Origin of the sequence: Streptomyces cyaneofuscatus (assembly GCF_000718135.1) — a bacterium.
Classification (GTDB): Bacteria; Actinomycetota; Actinomycetes; order Streptomycetales; family Streptomycetaceae; genus Streptomyces; species Streptomyces cyaneofuscatus.
In genome coordinates this window covers 77,908-100,388 of sequence record NZ_JOEM01000023.1, presented here as the reverse complement: position 1 = coordinate 100,388, position 22,481 = coordinate 77,908, and the positions used below count along the sequence as shown (strand labels likewise).

12 protein-coding genes are annotated in these 22,481 nt (G+C 71.9%); 8 read left to right on the top strand and 4 right to left on the bottom strand.

Annotated features, from left to right (window positions below):
• Positions 1-9 precede the first annotated feature (9 nt).
• Positions 10-849 (top strand): DUF1206 domain-containing protein, encoded by an 840-nt coding sequence (locus IF17_RS0130620; RefSeq protein WP_030572921.1) that lies wholly within the window; start codon positions 10-12, stop codon positions 847-849.
• Between the two features lie 43 nt (positions 850-892).
• Here IF17_RS0130620 and IF17_RS0130615 read toward each other — a convergent pair whose 3' ends face one another.
• Together IF17_RS0130615 and IF17_RS0130610 are read right to left on the bottom strand one after the other, a co-directional pair.
• Positions 893-1,441 (bottom strand): DUF4383 domain-containing protein, encoded by a 549-nt coding sequence (locus tag IF17_RS0130615; protein WP_030572918.1) that lies wholly within the window; start codon positions 1,439-1,441, stop codon positions 893-895.
• A gap of 100 nt (positions 1,442-1,541) precedes the next feature.
• The gene (locus tag IF17_RS0130610) at positions 1,542-2,318 is read right to left on the bottom strand and encodes an RNA polymerase sigma factor (protein WP_030572915.1); all 777 of its coding nucleotides are present in this window, start codon (positions 2,316-2,318) and stop codon (positions 1,542-1,544) included.
• A 156-nt stretch (positions 2,319-2,474) separates the two neighbouring features.
• Between IF17_RS0130610 and IF17_RS0130605 the strand changes: the two genes are divergently transcribed.
• On the top strand, positions 2,475-3,464 hold the full coding sequence (locus IF17_RS0130605; RefSeq protein WP_030572912.1) for a MerR family transcriptional regulator: 990 nt from the start codon (positions 2,475-2,477) through the stop codon (positions 3,462-3,464).
• On the opposite strand, the gene IF17_RS0130600 is transcribed toward IF17_RS0130605, so the two are convergent.
• Positions 3,451-4,443: a helix-turn-helix domain-containing protein gene (locus tag IF17_RS0130600; RefSeq protein WP_030572909.1), complete on the bottom strand. Its 993-nt coding sequence runs from the start codon at positions 4,441-4,443 to the stop codon at positions 3,451-3,453. The two genes, IF17_RS0130605 and IF17_RS0130600, sit on opposite strands and share 14 nt — an antisense overlap.
• 138 nt (positions 4,444-4,581) lie before the next feature.
• Here IF17_RS0130600 and IF17_RS0130595 point away from each other — a divergent pair, with 138 nt between their 5' ends.
• The gene (locus IF17_RS0130595) at positions 4,582-5,703 is read left to right on the top strand and encodes a saccharopine dehydrogenase family protein (protein WP_030572906.1); all 1,122 of its coding nucleotides are present in this window, start codon (positions 4,582-4,584) and stop codon (positions 5,701-5,703) included.
• A 120-nt stretch (positions 5,704-5,823) separates the two neighbouring features.
• Here the strand turns inward: IF17_RS0130595 and IF17_RS0130590 are convergent, their stop codons facing one another.
• The gene (locus tag IF17_RS0130590; protein ID WP_030572903.1) at positions 5,824-7,029 is read right to left on the bottom strand and encodes a cysteine desulfurase-like protein; all 1,206 of its coding nucleotides are present in this window, start codon (positions 7,027-7,029) and stop codon (positions 5,824-5,826) included.
• A 579-nt stretch (positions 7,030-7,608) separates the two neighbouring features.
• Between IF17_RS0130590 and IF17_RS0130585 the strand changes: the two genes are divergently transcribed.
• Genes IF17_RS0130585 through IF17_RS0130565 form a run of 5 tightly spaced genes read left to right on the top strand, consistent with a single transcriptional unit; the run spans position 7,609 to position 22,448 of the window.
• Positions 7,609-8,571: a sterol desaturase family protein gene (locus tag IF17_RS0130585; RefSeq protein WP_030572900.1), complete on the top strand. Its 963-nt coding sequence runs from the start codon at positions 7,609-7,611 to the stop codon at positions 8,569-8,571.
• 60 nt (positions 8,572-8,631) lie between these two features.
• Positions 8,632-18,012 carry a non-ribosomal peptide synthetase/type I polyketide synthase gene (locus tag IF17_RS0130580; RefSeq protein WP_030572898.1) on the top strand — a complete coding sequence of 3,127 codons (9,381 nt, stop codon included), beginning with the start codon at positions 8,632-8,634 and terminating at the stop codon, positions 18,010-18,012.
• Entirely contained in the window at positions 18,002-19,702 is a 1,701-nt protein-coding gene (locus IF17_RS0130575) for a phytoene desaturase family protein (RefSeq protein WP_030572896.1), read from the top strand. The genes IF17_RS0130580 and IF17_RS0130575 overlap by 11 nt, the downstream gene beginning before the upstream one ends.
• Complete coding sequence (locus tag IF17_RS0130570) at positions 19,699-21,396, top strand: phytoene desaturase family protein (RefSeq protein ID WP_030572895.1); 1,698 nt, start codon at positions 19,699-19,701, stop codon at positions 21,394-21,396. The genes IF17_RS0130575 and IF17_RS0130570 overlap by 4 nt, the downstream gene beginning before the upstream one ends.
• Complete coding sequence (locus IF17_RS0130565) at positions 21,393-22,448, top strand: MDR family NADP-dependent oxidoreductase (RefSeq protein ID WP_030572893.1); 1,056 nt, start codon at positions 21,393-21,395, stop codon at positions 22,446-22,448. Before IF17_RS0130570 ends, IF17_RS0130565 begins: the two co-directional genes overlap by 4 nt.
• Positions 22,449-22,481 lie beyond the last annotated feature (33 nt).

Below are 22,481 nucleotides of genomic sequence, written 5' to 3'. Positions count from 1 at the left end.
CCGGCTGTCATGACTACCCGTTCAGTAGCAGCTCAGGGGCGCGGCCAGGCAAGACGCGCCGCCAACAGCAAGGCGGTGGAGGTCGGAGCCCGTGCAGGGTTCGGCGCCCGCGGAGTCATCTACGTGCTCGTGGGCGCCCTCGCCCTGCAGATCGCGCTCTCCGGAGGCGGCAAGCAGGCGGACCGGGGCGGCGCGATCGCGGAGATAGCCGAGAAGCCGTTCGGCAAGATCGTGTTGTGGCTGCTGGGCATAGCCCTGGTGGGCATGGCTCTCTGGCGGCTGTCCGAGGCCCTCTTCGGCTCGGCAGGACCTGACGGTGGTAAGGCCTCCAAGCGGGCCATGGCCGCGGGACGGTTCGTCTTCTACAGCTTCGTCGCCTACTCCGTCCTGTCCTTCGCCGCGGGCGACTCAGGCAGTGGTGGCGGCTCCTCCGACCAGCAGTCCCAGGACGTCACCGCCAAGGTGCTGGGCTGGCCCGGCGGCCAGTGGATCGTCGGCATCGGAGGCGTGGCGATCGCCTGTGCCGGTATCTGGATCGCGGTCCGGGCCATCATGCGGAAGTACCACAAGCACCTCAAGATGGCCGAGATGTCCCAGAAGGTGCGCCGCGCGGTCGACTTCACCGGAGTCTTCGGCGGCTCGGCGCGTGGCGCCGTCTTCGCCACCGCGGGCGGCTTCGCCGTCGCCGCGGCGGTCAAGCACAACCCCGACCAGTCCAAGGGGATGGACGACACCCTGCGCTCGTTCACGGAGACCCCCGTCGGCCCGTGGCTCCTGGTCGTCATCGCCCTCGGCCTGGTCGCCTTCGGGATCTTCTCCTGGTTCAACGCCCGCTACCGAAAGGTCTGACGCGCTAGGGCGAAGCCTGACGGCTACCGCGAAGTCTGACGGGCTACCGCGAGGTCTGGCCGACGCCGCCCCCGGTCACCCGGGGCGGCCCGGCCTTCGCGCCCCGGCGGGCCGCGTCCTCACGGGCGGCCTCCTCGGGGTGCCGGCTGCGCCAGTAGGGGTTGTCGTGCGGCAGCCCGCCGGTGACCCGGCCGTACATCCCGAACGTCAGGATCAGCAGCCCCATCACGAAGCTGAAGATCACGTTGGGCATACCGAAGTCCAGGATGTTCGCGCCCTTGTCCAGGATGAAGATGTGGACGAACCCGCTGAGCAGGAAGAGCGTGCCGACCGTCATGTTCACCATCGATGCGACGTTCCCGCCGATCACCGCCCCGGCGATCAGCACCAGGCCGACGACGACGGAGATCAGGCTCAGCAGGCCGTTGGTGGAGAGCCCGGCCACCTGAGAGCCGCTCGTGTCGAAGAAGCTCAGCTGGTCGGTGAAGCCCAGGATGCCGAAGACCAGAAGGATGACTCCGCACAGCCCCGCCCCGACCCGGTACACGGTCGCGAGCCGGTGGTCCACGGGGAGTTCGTCGCTCAGTTTCATTGCCGTCTCCTGTCGCTGCCTGCTGCGGGAGCCCGGGCGGGTCCCGATCCGTCCGCCCCCCTTCGTGCGGCCGTCCCCTCCCGTCACGGCTCCCGCCCCCTCACGCCACCGAGGCGGAGCCCTCCATGACGGATTCCTCCGAGGCCGAGCCTTCCGCGACGGAGCGCCGGATGCGCAATATCGCGCGCCGGGCGTGACTCTTCACTGTGCCGAGCGGCAGGCCGGTCCGCTCGGCGATCTGGACGTGGGTGAGGTCGTCGAAGTACGCCAGGCGGAGAATCTGCCGCTGGACCGGGGGCAGTTTGCGCAGCTCCTGCGTCACCAGCACGCGGTCCAGCGCGGCCTCCGGCCGCTCGGCCGTTCCGGGGACGCCGGCCCCCTCGTGCGCCGCGTGGGCGGCGGCCAGCTCCGTACGCCGGGACCGGGCCGCATGGGCGTCCGCGATCTTGCGGCGGGCGATTCCGACCAGCCAGCCCGGAAGGGGGCCGCGCACCGCGTGGTAGCCGTGGCGGCCCCGCCACGCGGCGAGGAACGTCTGCTGCGCCACGTCCTCGGCCTCCCGGGCGTCCCCCAGGGACCGGGCGGCGAGTGAGTGGACGAGGGCGCCCCACCGGCGGTAGACGAGGGCGAAGCTGTCCTCGTCGCCGCGCACGAATCCGGCGGCCAGCCGTTCCGACTCGACCCGGTCCTCCAGTCGGTCCTCGCCCCGCTCCTCGGTCCGGCTCTGGGCCCGGTCCACAAGCCAGCCCTCGGACCGGCCCTCAGCCCGTTTCTCGGGTCGGCCCTCAGGCCGGTTCTCAGGCCGGTTCTCAGGCCGTTTCCCGGCCAGGGCAGGCATCGCGGGCACTGTGCCGACCGGGCTCAGGAGTGCCGTCATGTCCGTCCGTCCTCTCCGCTCCGCCGCAGGTCCACTGCTCGTGCCGCGCCGATCGGGCCGCCCTCCGGGCACACCCGTCGCCCCGCTGATCACCAGGCAACCGGGCGGCGGAGCACCGGGCAACATGCATCGTTTCTGCGTCGTATGGTGGACTGTATGGACGATGCGGTCTCCACGCTCACCCGAGACCCCGCCGTCGGTGGCCTGACCACCGGGGCGGTGGCCCGGCTGCTGGGGGTGGCGCCGACGACCCTGCGTTCGTGGGACCGCCGTTACGGGATCGGCCCGGCCTCCCGTGAGGGCGGGCGGCACCGGCGATGGACGGCGGCCGACATTCGGCTGCTGGAGTGCATGTGCGGCCTGACGAACGCGGGCATGCCCCCGGCCGAAGCCGCCCGGGCTGCTCTGGCGGCGGCCTCCCCGGGGCCCCTCTCCGGGCCGGACGATCATGAGGACGAGGGCCGCGCCGGCAGGCCCGCCTCCCATGCCCCCGGAGCGCTCCCGATCGGCCGCGCCCGCCGGGAGTGCCGCGGGCTGGCCAGGGCGGCGGTCCGGCTCGACGCCCACGCCATGGACGAACTGCTGGCCGCGGCGATCGAGCGGTACGGGCTGCTCGCCGCCTGGGAGTCGGTCATCATGCCGACGCTGCACGCCGTCGGCCGCAAGTGGGAGACCGCGGGGGAGCGGTACATCGAGGTCGAGCACCTGCTCTCCTGGCACGTCTCCAGCGCCCTGCGCCGGGCGGCGTCGCAGCGCCCGCCCGTGGCCGGCTCCGGGGTCTCCCTGCTGGCCTGCACCCCGGGCGAGAGCCATACGCTGGCCCTGGAGGCGCTCACCGCCGGACTGGCCCAACAGGGCCTGCCCGTCAGGATGTTCGGCGCGGCCCTGCCGGTGGAGGCGATGGAGGAGGCGGTGCGGCGCACCGGGCCCGCCGCCGTCGTGCTCTGGGCCCAGTCCCGGTCCACCGCGAGCCGTGCGCTGGTGGCGCGGGTGGAGTCCATCGAGTGGGGCGTACGGGGCGCCCGCCGACGGCCGGTCGTGCTGGTCGCCGGGCCGGGCTGGGCCGGGCAGTTGCCGCCCGGTGCCCGCCATCCGTCCGGGCTGGCCGAGGCGTTGGACGCGCTCGCGGCGATCAGTCGTCGATGAGCCCTTGTGCCGCTCCGAGCCGGGCCTCCGGCCGGGTACGGGGCCGGGTGCGGAAGGTGCGACGGTAGGCGTCCGGCGGGACACCGACCGTCCGGTGGAAGTGGCGGCGCAGAGTGGTGGCGGTGCCCATGCCCGTGGCCGCCGCGATGGCGTCGACGGTGTCGTCGGTGGTCTCAAGCAACTCCTGTGCCCGGCGGATCCGTTGGACGAGCAGCCACTGCAAGGGAGTCGTGCCGGTGGCCGACTTGAAGTGACGGCCCAGGTGCCGTGAGCTCATCCGCGCCTGCCGCGCCAGGTCCTCCACGGTGAGCGGCCGGTCCAGTCGGCGCATCGCCCAGGGGAAGAGATCGGCGAGTGGACGGCCGCCCGGTGCGGGCACCGGGGTCGTGACGAACTGCGCCTGACCGCCGTCCCGGTGGGGCGGCACGACCAGGCGGCGGGCGAGAGTGTTGGCCACCGCCGAGCCGTGGTCGAGCCGGACGAGGTGCAGGCACAGGTCCATGGCGGCAGCCTTGCCCGCGGAGGTGAGGACGGTGTCGTCGTCCACGTAGAGGACATCCGGGTCGACCGTCACCCGGGGGTGCCGCTCGGCCAGCACCTGGGTGTGCGCCCAGTGTGTGGTCGCCCGCCTGCCGTCCAGCAGGCCGGCCGCGGCCAGCACGAAGGCGCCCGTGCAGAGGGAGGCCACCCGGGCTCCCGCCTCATGGGCCGCGCGGACGGCGTCGACCAGGTCGGCCGGCGGGGCCTGATCGATGTCGGCCCAGCCGGGGACGATCACGGTGTGGGCGCCCACGAGCCCGTCGAGCCCCAGGTCCGGCTCCAGCCGGAACCGCCCGGCCCGCACGGCGTCGGGCCCGCAGAGCGAGAGCCGGTACCAGGAATCGGCCCCGTCGGGTGCGTGGGACCCGAAGACCTCGCAGGCCAGGGCCAGTTCGAAGTGCAGCATGCCGTCGGTGACGGCGAGCGCGACAGCGGTCATGTCCGAAAGTGTACGGGCCAGGGCGTTCCGGACCGTCGCGGTGGACGACCGCCTCCGGCCAGGATGTCGGTGACGGGAAGTCGGGGCGGCAGAGCCGCGGCTGCGGATCATCCACGAACGAGGGCAAGGGGACAACTCATGGGATCGGACCGGACGGTGGCGGTCTTCGGCGCCTACGGACACACCGGGCGGTTCGTGGTGGCGGAGCTGAGGGCGCGCGGATTCCGCCCCGTTCTCGTCGGCCGCGACCCCGAGAAGCTGAAGGCACTGGCGTACGGCACGGAGGCACACGGGACCGGGGCGTACGGAACCGAGGACCGTGCGGCCGGGGCGTACGGAACCGACGGCCGCGCAGCCGGAGCGTACGGAACCGCGCCGGACATCCGTACGGCGTCGGCCGACGACCCCGCCTCGGTCGACCGGGCCCTCATCGGCGCGGCGGCCGTCATCAACTGCGCCGGCCCCTTCGCCACCACGGCGGCCCCGGTGATCGAGGCGGCCCTGCGAGCGGGTACCCCCTATCTGGACGTGGCGGCCGAGATCGAGGCCAACCTCGACACCTTCGCGCACTACGCCGAACGGGCCCATGCATCGCAGGCGTTGATCGTCCCGGCGATGGCCTTCTTCGGCGGCTTCGGGGATCTGCTGGCCACCGCGGCGATGGGCGACTGGACAGCCGCCGACGAGGTGCACATCGCGTACGGGCTGAGCAGCTGGCACCCCACCGCCGGGACCCGTACGGCGGGCGCGGTCTCCCGGGAGCGGCGGGGCGCCGGCCGGCGCATCCGCTACACCGAAGGGCGGTTGGAGCACCGTGACGACGCACCGCCCACCCTGGAGTGGCCCTTCCCCGAACCGCTGGGCCCGCGCACGGTGATCGGGGAGTTCACGATGGCCGACGTCGTGACCGTACCGAGCCACCTGGCCGTCCCCGAGGTCCGCACCTACATGACGGCCGAGGCGGCCCGCGACCTCTCCTCCCCGGACACACCGGCACCGGCGGCGGTCGACGAGCGGGGGCGCTCCGACCAGACCTTCCTCGTCGACGTGGTGGTCCGCTCGGGCGGAGCCGAACGGCGGGCCGTCGCCCGGGGGCAGGACATCTACGCCGTCACCGCACCTCTGGTGGTGGAAGCGGCCGAGCGCGTCCTGACGGGACGCACCCGCGCGGTCGGCGTCGCCTCGGCGGGCAGGATGTTCGACGCGCCCGACTTCCTCCGGGCGCTGTCCCCACACATCAGCGTGGAACTGTTCACCTAGGGCCTCTCGTCTGGATCATGCCGGGCTCGTGGGGGAGGCCTTCCGCTGTGAGGACGAGCACGAAGTCCTCAGCCCTCCCCGCCGCCCCCACCTCACCGAGCGGACCCCGAACCCCGCCCCTCAGCTCAGGAACTCCGCCAGCCCCGCCAGCAACCGCTCCACGTCGTCCGTGTCGTTGTACGGGGACAGCCCCACGCGCAGGCCGCCGTCGTCGCCGAGGCCCAGGTGGCGGGAGGCCTCCAGGGCGTAGAAGGAACCCGCCGGGGCGTGGACGCCGGAGCGGGCGAGGAAGCGGTACGCGTCCGAGGCGTCCCGGCCCTCGAAGGTGAGCAGCAGCGTGGGTGTCCGCTCGGCCGCCCGGGAGTGCACCGTCACCCCGCCCAGCTCGCCCAGCGCCTTCTCTGCCACCTCCAGCAGGGCGCTCTCGTGGGCCTCGATCGCCGCGTAGGCGGACCGCAGCCGGTCCCGCCGCCCGCCCGCCGTACCGTCGGCGCCCAGGTCCGCGATGAAGTCGACGGCGGCGCGGGTGGCCGCCAGCGACTCGTACGGGAGAGTGCCGAGCTCGAAGCGCTCGGGCACGGCGTCGCTGGACGGCACCAGCTTGTCGGGCCGCAGGGTTTCCAGCAGCTCCGGGCGGGCGGCGAGCACGCCGTGGTGGGGGCCGAAGAACTTGTACGGCGAGCAGACGAAGAAGTCGGCGCCGATCCGCTCCACATCCATGAAGTCGTGCGCCGTCAGGTGCACCCCGTCGACGTGGAACAGGGCACCGGCCCGGTGGACCAGCTCCCCGATCGCGGTGACATCGGGCCGGGTGCCGATCAGGTTGGAGGCCCCGGTCACCGCGACCAGCCGGGTCCGCTCGGTCAGCAGTGCCCCGACGGCCTCCGTGGGCAGTTCCCCGGTGGCCGGGTCGAACTCCGCCCACCGCACCACCGCACCGGCCCGCTCGGCCGCCTGCACCCAGGGGCGGATGTTGGAGTCGTGGTCCAGCCGACTGACGACCACCTCGTCCCCCGGAGCCCAACTCCTCGACAGGATGCGGGAGATGTCGTACGTGAGCTGGGTCGAGCTGCGTCCGTGGACGATCCCGCCCGGGTCCGCGCCCAGCAGATCCGCCAACGCCTGTCTGAAGTCGCCGACGATCGTCTCGGCGTGTATCTCCCCGGGCAGGGTGGTGCCGCGGATCGACAGCGGCCGGCTCAGCGCCTCGGTGAAGGCCGCGATGACGGGCGCCGGGGTCTGCGTACCGCCGGGCCCGTCGAAGTGCGCCGTGCCGGCCCGGAGGGCGGGGAACTGCGCGCGCAATGTGCTGACGTCGTAACTCAAGGAGGCTCCCTCGCTCGGGGGCGCCCGGACCGGATCACGGTCGTGGTGCGCCGACGGTCGGTCGCCGCGCACCCGCCCCGGGGCGGGTGCGCGGTTCGGCGCCGATCATCGCAGGGAGCCCCCACCCGTGAAAGGACGACGCCTCGCGCCGACCGGTGCGCGGGCGCACCGCCCACGGCCGGGAGTGCGCCGCCGCGTACGCACGCACGTCGCGGCGCGCGTTCACGCGCCCGTCACACGACACAGGGATCATCCTACGAGGGAATTCCTCATACAAATTTACTCGCCTAGGCGCCGTGAAAGATTTCTCGCATTCCCCGGCCCCGCGCATTTTCCTCGGCAATTCGGTGACGAGGCGGTGGTTAAAGCCGTGGGAATCGGAAATGAATGATCTGGGCCGATGGAGCTGGGGGGCATCGGTTCACGCCACGGTCCGTTGCGGCGGAGCCGGGTGTCCGGAATCGATCGGTACATGAGCCGCTGCTCACGCCCCGGGGTGCCCATCAACCCCTCGGGCGCCCTTGAACTGCGCCGATGCGATGTTCTCTCCTAGATCACATCTCCTGTGGAGGGTCACGGATGGACGAGTGCGAACGGTCCGCCGATGGCGAGACCGATTCCTTCGATGGCGAAATCGATTCGGTTGGATATTCGGGCGACGGGAAAAGTGCGGTCGGCATCTCCCCGGCTTCCGTCCTCCGTGCGACCGCCTATCCGTTCCTCTTGCTGGCCGTCGTCCTGGTTGGCGCGTCCGCATTGGTTATACGCTGGGATCCGGCCATCGTGAGCCCTCTTTTCCTCGTCGGGACCCTCACGTATCTGGCCATTCTCGAACAGCTGATTCCCTATGACCGGACCTGGCATCCCGGAAAGGAGGAGTGGCGCTGGTACGGCATCTATTTTCTGCTCACCATGGCCGGAAGCGGACTGGCGCAACTACTCGTCACGGCAGCCGTGGGGTGGATCTCGGCCCACGAGCGGGGCCACCACCTCTGGGCCGAGATCCCGGGCGCACTGCTCGCCGGATCGCTCGTCAGCTACCTGGTGCACCGGCTGGGCCACACCAGCGCCCTCCTGTGGCGCCTGCACGGGGTGCACCACGTGCCGCAGAAGGTCAACGTCGCCAACAACGGCGTCAACCACGTGCTGGACATCGTGCTCGCCCAGAGCCTCGTCCAGCTGACCCTGGCCCTGGCCGGATTCTCCCGCTGGGCCGTGCTGGTGACGGGGCTCTTCGTCGTCGCCCAGGGCTATTTCGTCCACGCCAACATCGACGTCCGCATCGGCCGGTTCAACCATCTGCTGGCCAGCCCCGAGCAGCACCGCCTGCACCACAGCACCGACCTGTCCGAAGCCGGCCACTACGGCTCCGACCTCTCGTGCTGGGACCACCTCTTCGGCAGCTTCACCTGGCGCCCCGGCCGCGAACCCGCGGCCGTCGGCCTCCACGACCCGTCCTCCTTCCCCGGCACCGGAGAGATCCTCGCAGGCTTCCTCCACCCCTGGCGGCGACGGCCGGGACCCGCTCCGGGCACGGACTGACCGAACCGCACCTCGACCCAGCCATCTCCCGCCGCACCACGACGACTTGAGGAGTTCGACATGGCCGACGCGAACGACGCGCACACCCACGCGTTACGTCAGAAGGTGGCGATCATCGGCATGGGGTGCCGCCTCCCCGGCGGCGCCTCGGACCACCGGACCTTCTGGCGGAACCTGATGGCGGGCAAGGACTGCATCACGCCCACACCGCCCGACCGGTACGACGTCACCACCCTCGGCAGCCGGTTCCGCGACAAACCCGGGCGCCTCGTCGGCGGCCGCGGCGGATACATCGACGGATTCGACGAGTTCGACCCCGCGTTCTTCGGCATCAGCCCCCGCGAGGCCGACCACATGGACCCCCAGCAGCGAAAACTGCTGGAGGTTGCCTGGGAGACGCTGGAGGACGGCGGCCAGCGCCCCGCCGACCTGGCCGGGGAGAACGTCGCCGTCTACGTCGGCGCGTTCACTCTCGACTACAAGATCCTCCAGTTCGCCGACCTGGGCTTCACCTCGCTGGCCGCGCACACCGCGACCGGGACCATGATGACGATGGTGTCGAACCGGATCTCGTACTGCTTCGACTTCCGCGGCCCCAGCCTCTCCATCGACACCGCGTGCAGCTCCTCCCTGGTCGCCGTCCACCTCGCCTGCCAGGCCCTGAGCCGCGGCGAGACTGATCTCGCGCTCGCCGGCGGCACCCTGCTGCACCTGACCCCGCAGTACACGATCGCCGAGACGAAGGGCGGCTTCCTGTCACCCGAGGGCCGCTCCCGTACGTTCGACGCCGCCGCCGACGGCTATGTACGGGCCGAGGGCGTCGGCCTTGTCGCGCTGAAGCGGCTGGAGGACGCCGTCCGGGACGGAGACCGGATCCACGCGGTGATCCTCGGCAGCGGGGTCAACCAGGACGGCCACACCAACGGCATCACCGTGCCCAACCCCGATGCCCAGGTCTCCCTCATCCACCGCGTCTGCGCCGAGGCCGGCATCACCCCCGGCGAGCTCCAGTACATGGAGGCGCACGGCACCTCCACCCCGGTCGGCGACCCGATCGAGGCGGGAGCCCTGGCCCGCGCCCTGGCCGTCGGGCGCAAGCCGGGCGCCCGCGCGTACGTCGGCTCCGTGAAGACCAACATCGGGCACACCGAGGCCGCCGCCGGGATCGCCGGGCTGATCAAGACCGTCCTCAGCCTCCAGCACCGGCACATCCCGCCCCACATCAACCTGGAGCGCCTCAACCCCGCCATCGACCAGGCCACCCTGCCGTACGAGATCCCCACCCGGCCGACCCCCTGGCCCGAGCACGACGGGCCCGCCCGGGCGGGTGTGAACTCGTTCGGGTTCGGCGGCACCAACGCCCACGTCGTCCTGGAGGAGGCCCCACCGCCCGCCGATGAGGCCGCCCCCGCCACACGGGCCTGGAGCATCCTGCCGCTGAGTGCCCGGCACCCGGACGCGCTCCCGGAGCTGGCCGCCGGCATCCGCGCCGAGCTGGCCGGCGAGAACGGCCCGGCCGTGGCCCTGTCCGACCTCGGCCACACCCTGGCCCACCGCCGCCAGCACCTCCCGCACCGGCTCTCCGTCGTCCACACCTCCCGCGCCTCCCTCGACGAGGCGCTCGCCGCCCACCTGCGCGGCGAGAGCCACCCCCGGATCGTCCAGGACCGCGCACGGGACGCCGAAGCTCGGCGCCTGGTCTGGGTCTTCACCGGCATGGGCCCCCAGTGGTGGGGGATGGGCCGCCAACTCCTCGACCAGGAGCCGGTGTTCCGTGAGGCTGTCACCCGATGCGACCGGGCCCTGCGGGAGTTCGCCGACTGGTCCCTGATCGAGGAGCTGACCGCCGGCGAATCCGTCTCCCGCATGGACGAGACCTGGCTCGCGCAGCCCGCCAACTTCGCCCTCCAGGTCGGCCTCGCGGCCCTGTGGAGGTCGTACGGCGTGCGCCCGGACGCCGTCGTCGGGCACAGCACCGGGGAGATCGCCGCCTTCTACGAGGCGGGTGTCTACTCCCTCCAGGACGCGGCCCGGATCGCGGTGCACCGCAGCCGCCTCCAGCAGACCCTTGCCGGGACGGGCACCATGCTCGCGGTGAGCCTGACGGAGGACGAGGCGGAACGCCGGGTGCGGCCCTACCGGGACCGGGTCTCCATCGCCGCCGTCAACAGCCCCACCTCTCTCACGCTGGCCGGGGAGGCGGAGGCCCTGGGGCTGCTGGCCGAGGAGTTGAAGGCTGAGCAGCTGTTCGCCAAGTTCCTTACCGTACAAGTTCCGTACCACAGCGTCGGCATGGAGCGGATCAAGGACGAACTGCTCAGGGCACTGGCCCCCTTGAAGCCGCGTCCGGCTCAGCTTCCGCTCTACCTGACCGGCTCCGAAGGGGTGGCCCAGGGAAGCGAGTTGGGCGCCGCCTACTGGTGGCGGAACGTACGCGACCGGGTACGGTTCCGGGCCGCCGTCGACCGCCTCGCAGGCGACGGGCACCAGGTGTTCCTGGAGATCGGCCCGCACCCCGTCCTCGGCCACGCGATCCGCGAGTGCCTGGAGGCCACCGGGGCGACCGGGCTGACGCTCCCCTCGATCCGCCGCCAGGAGGACGAGAGCGAGCGGTTCGCGCTCTCCCTCGCCTCCCTTCACAACCTGGGCGCCGACATCGACTGGGACGTCCTCCAGCCCGCCGGGCGGCCGGTCACCCTGCCCCCTCACCCCTTCCGGCGCGACCGGCACTGGACCGAGCCCCCGGCCGTCGCCCAGGTCCGCCTGGGCCAGGTCGACCACCCGCTCCTCGGCCGCCGCACCGACCGCACCGAACCGGCCTGGCAGGCCCGCCTGGACACCGAGTCCCTGCCCTACCTGGCCGACCACCGCATCCAGGACACCGTGGTGTTCCCCGCCGCCGGCTACATCGAGATGGCGACCCAGGCCGCCCTGCGGCTCACCGGCTCCACCACCGCTGTCCTCGCCGACATCGACCTCCGCAAAGCACTCTTCCTCCCGGACGGCGAGGACCGGACCGTGGAGGTATCGCTCTCCCTGGAGGACGCGGCCTTCACGATCGCCTCGCCCGCCACCGGGGACGACGGGGAGCGGACCGTCCACGCGAGCGGAATCGTCCGCACCGGGCAGCGCCGCAGGACCGGCGCGCCGCTCGACGCCGCCGCGATCCGGGCCCGCACCGTCCGCCGGCTCGACGGCCCCGACTGCTACGCCGCGCTGGCCGGGCTCGGCTACCACTACGGACCCGCCTTCCGGGCCATCGAGGAGGTGTGGATCGGCACCGGGGAGGTCCTCGCCCGGATCCGCCCCCCGGAAGCGGTCGACGCCGCAGGCCACCACCTCCACCCGGTCCTCCTCGACGCCTGCTTCCAGGCGCTGCTGACCCCGCAGCTCCTCCAGGACCCGGCACCGGGGGCCGGCATCAGGCTGCCGCTCTCGCTGGCCGAGGTCGCCCTCGAACCGGTCGGTGACCAGCCGCTCTGGGTGCACGCCACCGTGCGCCCCGCCGACGCGGACACCACGCTCGGGGACATCGCCGTGTATGCCGACGACGGAGCGCCGCTGGGCCGGATCGAGGGGTTCCGGGCCGCCGATGTGGAGAAGGCGGCCACCGCAGTGGCCCGGACCACGATCGACTCCTGGCTCGCGGAGACCGTTTGGACGGAACGCCCGGACCTGGCGGAGGCGGACCCGCTCGCGCCTGCCGTCATAGCGGCCCGGGACCACGGCTGGCTGGTCCTCGCCGACACCCAGGGCATCGCCGACGCCTTCGCCACCCTCGCCGCCGCCCGGGGCGAGCGCTGCCACCTGGTGCGCCGGGGTGAGGCGTACGCCGGAGCGGGCCCGGACGGTTCCTTCACCGTCGACCCGGGGTCCGCCGCCGACCTGGAGCGCCTCTTCGCCGAGTTGGACCGGGACGGCGAGCCGTTCCGCGGGGCCGTCCTGCACCTGTGGAACCTCGACCGGCCCTCCCTCGCCGCCTGCGACCGGCAGGCCGTACGCGACCACGCCGGCCCGGGCTCGTACTCCCTGATCGCCCTGGCCCGGACCCTCCTCGCCCGCGGCTCCGGAGGCAGGCTGCACATCGTCACCCGGGGTGCCCAGCCCGTCCTGCCCGACGAGCCCGTCGAACCGCTCGGGGCCCCCGCCTGGGGCGTCGGCCGCGTCCTGCGCCACCAGGAACTCACCGACCACCCCGGCAAGTTGATCGACCTCGACCCCGAGCGGCGCCCCGGCCCGGAGGGAGCCATCGCCGAGGCGGAGGCACTCCTGCGCGAGGCGCTGGCCGACGACGAGGAGGAGATCGCCCTGCGCGACGGCGTACGCCGCACCAGCCGCCTCCGCCCGGCCGAGGGCCTCACCCGGCCGCTGCCGCTACGGCTGCGGGCCGACGGCAGCTACCTGGTGACCGGGGCCTTCGGCGCACTCGGCCGGCTGCTCTGCCGCACCCTCGTCCGGCGAGGGGCCCGCAGGCTCATCCTGGTGGGGCGTACGCCGGTGCCCGCCCGAGAGAAATGGGCATCCACCGACCCCGCGACTGCCGAAGGCCGGGCGGTGGGCCTGCTCCGTGAGCTGGAGGCGCTCGGCGCCCAGGCCGTCCTGGCCCCCCTCGACATCACCGACGAGTCCGCCCTGACCGGCTGGCTCGACGCCCACCGGCGCACCGGGTCCCCGCCCGTGCGCGGAGTGTTCCATCTCGCCGGCCAGGTCCGCGACACCCTGGTCACCGACCTGGACCGGCCCGCCTTCGACGCCGTCCACGATCCCAAGACCGTCGGCGCCTACCTCCTCCACCGGCACCTGCGGGACGAACCCCTCGACCACTTCGTCCTCTTCGCCTCCATCGCCTCCCTGCTCACCACCGCCGGGCAGACCAACTACGCGGCGGGCAACGCCTTCCTGGACGCCCTGGCCCACCACCGCCGCGCCCAGGGACTGCCCGCGCTCAGCCTCGACTGGGGCCCCTGGGCCACCGGCATGATCGAGGAACTCGGCCTGGTCGACCACTACCTGCACAGCCGCGGCATGAGCTCCCTGGCCCCCGACGCCGGCATGGCCGTCCTGGAACGCGTCATCGGCCAGGACCACGCCCAACTGGTCGTCGCCACCGTCGTCGACTGGCCCACCTTCCTCGCCTGGTACCCCTCCCCGCCCCCGCTCGTCACCGCCCTGGCCGCGGCGGCCGCCCCGCCCCCGGCCGCCACCCAGGGCAACGGCTTCCTCGACACCTTCCGTACCGCCGACGAGCAGACCCGCCGCTCCCTGGTCGCCGACCGCTTCGCCGCCCTCTCCGCCGCCGTCCTGCGCACCGCCACCGACCGCATCGACCCCGCCGAAGGCCTCGGCCACCTGGGGCTCGACTCCCTGCTGGCCATGGAACTGCGCGCCCGCATCCACGCCGAACTCGGCGTCGCCCTCCCCGTGGTCGCCCTGCTCAGCGGGACGCCGGCCGGAGAGCTGGCCGCACAGCTCCACGACGGCCTGGCGGAGCTCGCCTCGGCCGACGGGCCCGACACCACCGGCCGGACCGTCGAGCTCCACGACGACCCCGCGCGCTTCCCGCTCACCCAGAACCAGAAGGCACTCTGGTTCCTCAAGCACCTCAACCCCGACGGGTACGCCTACAACATCGGCGGAGCCGTCGAGGTGAACGTCGCCCTCGAACCGGACCTGATGTTCGAGGCCGTCCGCCGGCTCATCGCCCGCCACCCCGCTCTGCGCACCAACTTCCTGCTGGAGGACGGGCAGGCCGTGCAGCGGGTCTCCGAGGACGCCGAACCCGACCTCGCCCTCTTCGACGTCCAGGGCGAGGACTGGGAGACCATCCACGCCACCATCGTCGCCGAGTACCGCAAACCGTACGACCTCGCCCACGACCCGCTCGTCCGCTTCCGCCTCTTCAAGCGCGGGCACGACCGCTGGGTCATCATGAAGGCCGTCCACCACATCGTCTCGGACGCCATCTCCACGTTCACCTTCATCGAGGAGCTCTTCCAGGTCTACGAAGCCCTGCGCCAGGGCCGCGAACCCCAACTCCCGCCCGTGGAAGCCCGCTACCTCGACTTCCTCAACCAGCAGAACACCTTCCTCGCCGGACGCGAGGCCGCCGGAATGCTGGACTACTGGCGCTCCCACCTCCCCACCGAGGTCCCCCTCCTCGACCTCCCCGTCGACAAGCCGCGCCCGGCCGTCCAGACACACAACGGCGCCTCCGAGTTCTTCGTGCTGGACACCGAACTCAGCGCCCGGGTGCATGCCTTGGCCCGAGCCCACAACGTCACGCCGTTCATGGTGCTGCTGAGCGCCTACTACCTGCTGCTCCACCGCTACTCCGGTCAGGACCACATCGTCGTCGGCTCCCCGGTGACCGGCCGGACGCGGCAGGACTTCGCCTCCGTCTACGGCTACTTCGTCAACCCGCTCCCGCTCCACGCCGACCTCACCGGCGACCCGAGCGTGGCGGACCTCCTGGAACAGGTCCGCCGGACCGTCCTCGGCGGCCTGGACAACCAGGAGTACCCGTTCGTCCTGCTCGTCGACCAGCTCGGCCTCCAGCACGACCCCAGCCGCTCGGCCGTCTTCCAGGCGATGTTCATCCTCCTCACCCACAAGGTCGCCACCGAGCAGTACGGCTACCGGCTGGAGTACATCGAACTGCCGGAGGAGGAAGGCCAGTTCGACATCACGCTCTCCGCCTACGAGGACGAGGCGGAACACCGCTTCCACTGCGTCTTCAAGTACAACACCGACCTCTTCCTCCCGCAGACCATGCGCCGCATGGCCGCCCACTACACCCGCCTGCTCGACCACATGACCCGGGCGCCCGGCGAGCACCCCGCCTCGCGGCTGGAGATGCTGGACGAGGCCGAACGGGAGCAGCTGGTGGGGGAGTGGAGCCGCCCCGCTCTGCCCACGGCCGCCGCGGATGCCCCCTTCACCCCGGTCCATGAGCTGGTCGGCGAGGTCGCCGCCGCACGCCCCGGCTCGGTCGCCGTCACCATGCCGCTCCCGGGCGGTGGCGCCCGCCGGCTGACTTACGGGGAGCTGGAGCGGCGGGCCGCCGACACGGCCGCCCGGCTGCGCACCCTGGGCGTCACCGCCGGCTCGGTGGTCGTCGTCTGCCTGGACAAGTCGCCGGAGCTGATCGTCACCCTGCTCGCCGTCCTCAAGGCCGGCGGCGCCTACCTGCCGCTGCGGCCCGGCCAGCCCGCCGACCGCATCGCCCACCTCGTCCGGGCCACCGGAGCGGGCCTCGTCATCGTCTCCGGCGAGCCCGCACGCGAGGGGACCGCAGCCCTGCCGGTCATCACCCTGACCCTCGACGCCCTGCACGCCACCGAGCCGCACCCGGACGGCCCCCGGCATGACACGGCCCCGGACTCGACCGCGTACGTCATCACCACCTCCGGCTCCACCGGCCGCCCCAAGGCCGTCCGCGTCAGCCACCGCAACCTCGCCTCCGCGTACGGGGCGTGGCGCCAGGCGTACCGGCTGGAGACGGACGTCCGGGTGCACCTCCAGATGGCCGAGCCGTCCTTCGACGTGTTCACCGGCGACCTGGTCCGCGCCCTCTGCTCGGGCGGCAACCTCGTCCTGGCCGACCGCGACCTGCTCTTCGACACCCCCCGGCTGTACCGGACCATGCGTCAGGAGCGCGTCGACTGCGCCGAGTTCGTCCCGGCGGTGGTGCGGGGGCTGATGGACCACTGCGTACGGGAGCGGCTGCGGCTGGACTTCCTGCGGCTGCTGGTGGTCGGTTCGGACGCCTGGAAGGTGGCGGAGTACCAGAGGCTGAGCGAGCTGTGCGGTCCGGCGACGCGGCTCGTCAACTCCTACGGCCTCACCGAGGCGACCATCGACAGCGCCTTCTTCGAGGGGCCCGTCGACGACCTGGAACCCGGTCTGATGGTCCCGATCGGCCGGCCCCTGCCCAACAGCACCCTCCACGTCCTGGACGCCCACGGCGAACCCGTCCCGCCCGGCGTCCCCGGCGAGCTCTGGATCGGCGGTGACGGTGTCGCGCTCGGCTATGCCGGAGACCCCGGGCAGACGGCGGACCGCTTCGTCACCCGTAGGCTCGGCAAGGGTCCGGGCGCCCGGCCCGAGCGGCTCTACCGGACCGGCGACATCGCCCGCTGGGACGCCCACGGCCGTGTCCATCTGCTCGGCCGAACGGACAGTCAGGTCAAGCTGCGCGGCCACCGAATCGAGATCGGCGAGATCGAGGCCCACCTCGCCCAGTGGCCCCCGCTCGCCCGGGCCGTCGTCACCGTCACCACGGACACCGGGGGAGAGGCCGCGCTCTGCGCCTACTGCGTACCGGCGACACCGGGCACCGCCCTCGACCGGCGGGCCCTGCGCCGCCACCTGGCCGGCTCACTGCCCTCGTACATGATCCCGTCGTACGTCGTCGAGCTGCCCGCCCTCCCGCTCACCGCCAACGGCAAGATTGACACCGCCGCTCTGCCCGCACCCCGCGCCGAGACCGGCGAGCGCCCCCACGAGGAGCCGGTGACGCTCTACGAGAGGGGCGTGGCCCGGCACTGGAAGGCGCTGCTGGGGCTCGAAGAGGTGGGCCTGGAGGACGACTTCTTCGAAATGGGCGGCTCCTCCATCAAGCTCATCGAGCTTCTCCACCACCTGCGCACCGAGTTCGGCGTCAGCGTCCCCGTCAGCCGCCTCTACCAGGTCACCACCCTCCACGGCATGGCCGCCACCGTCCAGGAGGTCCTGCACAGCACCAGCACCGAAGAACTGCCCTACCTGACCTTCAACTCCGGGCAGGCGCCGCACCTCTTCTGCTTCCCGCCCGCCGGCGGCCACGGACTCGTCTACCGGGGCATGGCCGCCCAGCTCCCGGAGTACGCCGTCATCGGCTTCAACTACCTCCCGGGTGACGACAAGGTGGCGCGGTACGCCGACCTGATCGAGGCCGCCCGGCCCGAGGGGGCCTGCCTGCTCCTCGGTTACTCCCTCGGTGGCAACCTCGCCTTCGAGACAGCGAAGGAGCTGGAGCGGCGCGGGCGGCGGGTGGGCCATGTCGTCATCCTCGACTCCCGCCGCATCATGGAGCGTTACGAGCCCGGGGACGAGGGGATCCGTGTCTTCGAGGCTGAACTCGCCGACCACCTGCGCAAACACACCGGGTCGGACGCCGTCGCCCAGGAAACCCTCGCGCACGCCGCTGAGTACCTCTCCTTCTGCGGCCGCACCCCCAACACCGGAACGGTGAGCGCGCCGGTCAGCGTGATCACCGACGAGGAGAAGACCGCCCTGTACGCGGCGGGCGAGCACGGCACCTGGCACGGCAGCTCCACCGCTACCACCGTCGTCCTGCGCGGCTCCGGCGTCCACGCCGACATGCTCGACCCCAAGCACCTCGCCCGCAATGCCGCCCTGGTCCGCACCGTACTGACGGGAGACACGGCCCATGGCGGATGACCCGAGCACCGTCCGAACCGCGCCCGACGACTGGAGCAGCCGCGAACGCACCCCCGGCACACCACCCCGCGTGATCATCATCGGCGCGGGCGTGGCCGGCCTCTCCACCGGCTGCTACGCCCAGATGAGCGGCGCCAGGACCCGGATCTTCGAGAAGCACGTCCTTCCCGGCGGCTGCTGCACCGCCTGGTCGCGCGACGGGTACCTCTTCGACTACTGCATCGAGTGGCTGATCGGCACCGCGCCCGGCAACGACGCCCACCAGGTCTGGCGGGAGCTGGGCGCCCTCGACGGCAAGACCGTCACCAACTTCGAGCTGTTCAACAAGGTCGAGGACGAGAGCGGCCGTTCGGTCACCTTCTACAACGACCCGGACCGCCTGGAAGCCCACCTGCTGGCGATCTCACCCGCCGACGCCCCCCTGATCCGGGCCTTCACCCGCGATCTGAAGCGGTTCATCGCCATCGACCTGTACCCGTTCCTGACGGCACCGGCCCTGCGGACGGTACGGGAGCGCGCGGCCACCCTGCGCACGGTGCTGCCGGCCTTCCGGCTGTTCTGGCGGACAGCGGCAACGCCGATGCACGTCTTCGCCGACAAGTTCCAGGACCCGCTGCTGCGCCGGGCCTTCCGCAACATCTTCTTCCAGGACCCGGAGGGCTTCCCGCTCCTGCCGTACCTGTTCAACATGGCGGCGGCGTACCACCTCAACGCCGGTTTCCCACAAGGCGGTTCACTCGGCCTCTCGCGCTCGATCGAAGAGCGCTACCTCGGCCTGGGCGGGCATGTCACCTACCGGGCCCGTACGGAGAAGGTCCTGGTCGAGAACGACCGGGCGATCGGCGTCGAACTCCGCAACGGAAAGCGTTACTTCGCCGAGCACGTCGTCTCCGCGGCCGACGGCCACACCACCGTCCACGGACTGCTCGGCGGCCGTTACACCGGCCCCAGGATCGACAAGCTCTACACCGACCTCCTCCAGCGCCCCGGCACCCTCTTCCCCGCCGTCGTCTCCGCCTTCGTCGGCCTGCGCGGCGACTTCGACCCCGGCGAGGCCCACAGCACCACCCACCTCCTGTCCGACGAGGACGGGAAGGGCCTGCCGGGTGCCCTGCAGAACAGCCTGGTCGTCCAGGCGCGCTCCCGCTACTCCGACGGCTTCGCACCCCCCGGCCGCTCCGTCCTGCACTGCACCTACTTCAGCGACTACGCCTACTGGAAGGAGCTGCGTACCCGCGACCGCAAGGAGTACCGGCAACGCAAGCACGAGGTCGCCGACTTCGTCCGCACCTTCCTGGAGCGCCGCCACCCCGGCATCAACGACCGCATCGACCTCGTGGACGTGGCCTCACCCGCCACCACCCACCGCTACACCGGCAACCACAACGGCTCCATCCTCGCCTGGAAGGCCTTCTCCGACGCCGACGACGTCTCCGCCCGCCTGGTCGGGAAGGACCGGATGCGGCTCCCCGGCCTCACCGGCTTCTCCATGGCCGGGCAGTGGGTCGGCATGGGCGGCCTGATCCGCGCCGCCTCCACCGGCCGGTTCGCCGTCCAGTACCTCTGCCGCGAACTCGGCCTGGAATTCCGGGCGTGGGAGAGCGAGGCCACCGAGCCCTGGCACACCGGGAAGCTGGGACATCTGCCCCAGCTCGACCGGTGGTCAGCACGGGAGGACACCAGTTCATGACCACGTCCACGACCGACAGGGACCGCCGTCCCCGTGAGTCGATGATCATCATCGGCGGAGGCCTCGGCGGCCTCTCCACCGGCTGCTACGCCCGGATGAACGGCTACCGCACCCACATCCTGGAGATGCACGAACTGCCCGGCGGCTGCTGCACCGCCTGGGAGCGCGGCGGCTTCACCCTGGACGCCTGCGTCAGCTGGCTCCTCGGCAGCGGCCCCGGCAACGAGATGCACCAGATCTGGCTGGAGCTGGGCGCGTTGCAGGGCAAGGAGATCCGCCACTTCGACGTGTTCAACATCGTGCGCGGACAGGACGGGCGGGCCGTCCACTTCTACTCCGACCCGGACCGGCTGGAGGCCCACCTCATCGGGATCTCGCCGGCCGACGCCCGTGCCGTACGCAGGTTCTGCGCCCAACTGCGCAGCTTCCGCAAGGCCCTTGCCGCTTACCCGTTCCTCAAGCCGGTCGGCCTGATGGGCCGCGTGGAACGGTGGCGGATGCTCGCCTCGTTCCTGCCGTACTTCAACGCAGTCCGCACCACGATCACCGTTCTGATGGCCGACTACTCGGCGAAGTTCAAGGACCCGCTGCTGCGGGAGGCCTTCAACTTCATCCTGTACGAGAAGCACCCCAACTTCCCCGTCCTGCCCTTCCACTTCCAGCTCGCCTCCCACGCCAACCTGTCCGCGGGTGTCCCCGAAGGCGGCTCACTCGGCCTCGCCCGGTCGATCGAAGACCGCTACCGGCGGCTCGGCGGGGAGATCTCGTACAACACGAAGGTCGAGACGGTCATCGTCGAGGACGACCGCGCGGTGGGCGTCCGGCTCAGCGACGGCCGCGAACTGCGCGCGGACATCGTGGTCTCCGCCTGCGACGGCTACACCACCACCATGAAGTTCCTGGAGGGCAAGTACCTCGGCGAGGAGTACCGCAAGCTCTACACCCGGACCATCCATGAGCCCGGCATGGTCTTCCCCGGGTACTTCACCCTCTTCCTCGGCCTCTCCCGCCCCTTCCCGGAGGGGGACCCCTGCACGACCTACCTGCTCGACGAGGCCACGGCGGCGCAGCTCACCGGCATCCGCCACGCCAGCATCAACGTCCAGTTCCGCAGCCGCCATTACCCCGAACTCTCCCCGGACGGCACCACCGTCGTCTATGCCACCTACTTCTGCGACATCGCCCCCTGGCGGGCTCTGGACGAAGGCCCCGAACAGGTCACCCGCTCCCGTGGCGGCCAGGAGCTGCACACCCTGCCCGTACGCCACGGCCGGGGCTACTACGCGGCCAAACGACGGGCACGCGAGACGCTCGTGGACTTCCTGGAGCAGCGCTTCCCGGGCATCCGCGACGCCATCGTCGTACGCGACGTCTCCAGCCCGCTCACCCAGGTCCGCTACACCGGCAACTACGACGGCACGGTGCTGGGCTGGCAGCCGTTCGTGGAGAGCGGCGAGACCCTCGAAGAGCTGGTCAAGAAGTACGGGCCGGGGCTGCCGGGCCTGGCGAACTTCTACCAGTCCGGCGTCTGGGCCACCACCGGCGGGCTGATCCGGGCGGCCGCCGCCGGACGCCACGTCACGCAGTTCATCTGCCGCGACGACGGCAAGTCCTTCACCGCGTCGGTCGACCTCACCACGCCCCCGCCGACCCACCGCGTCATCCCCGTACCGACGACAGGGAAGAGCACATGAAGATCGAGAAATGGGTGGTCCGCGAGCACGTCGAGGGCGTGCCCGACGTGGACCGCGTCTACGAGAAGGTCGTCGAGAACGTCGACGTGACCCTGGGCCCCGACGAGATGCTCCTGCGCACGCTGTACGTCTCCGTCGACCCCTACCTCCAGGGCATCGCCCTCGACACCCCGATCGGGACCCACATGGGCGCCGACTCGATCATGGAGGTCGTCGAGGCCGGACCGCGCGCCGCCCACGGCGTCGGCGACCTCGTGCAGGGCTTCGGCGGCTGGCGGTCCCATGTCGTCTCCACCGGGGAGGCCGAGCTCTGGCAGACCGGCACGTTCCCCATGGTCTTCCCGGCCTACCGCAGGCTGGACCCGCAGTGGTACGACGACGCCCTGCCGCTCCCGACCGCGCTGAGCGTGATGGGCGGACCGGGGATGACGGCCTGGGGGACCCTCGCCAAGTACATGACGGTGACCCCGGGGGACACCTTCGTCATCAGCGGGGCCTCCGGTGCGGTCGGTGCGCTCGTCGGCCAGCTCGCCGCGCTGGCGGGCGCCCGCGTCGTCGGGACCACCTCGTCCCCGCAGAAGGCGGAGTACCTCCTCGGCCTCGGCTTCGACACGGTCGTCGTCTACCGGCACACCGACAGCGCCGGCACCGTCCGCGAGGCGCTGACCCGGGCGGCCCCCGACGGGGTCGACCGCTACTTCGACAACCTCGGCGGCACCGTCACCGACGTGGTGTTCTCCATGCTCAACGTCGGCAGCCAGGTGGCGGTGTGCTGGCAGTGGGCGACCCAGGTCGGCAACGAGGGCACAGGCCCGCGCCTGCTGCCGTACCTGATGTTCCCGCGCGCGACGGTGCGGGGCATCTTCTCGCTGGAGTGGTTCACCGAGCAGAACTGGAAGGACCTCCACGCGGAGCTGGGCGGCCGGGTCCGGCGCGGAGAGGTCGTCTGCGACCACACCCTCCACCACGGCTTCGACGCCATCCCCGCCGCGTACGGAAGCCTCTACCGCGACCGGTCGGACCACCGGGGCAAGGTGCTGGTCGCGCTGTGAGGACCGCGGAGGCCCAACCACCTGCTCTGCCGA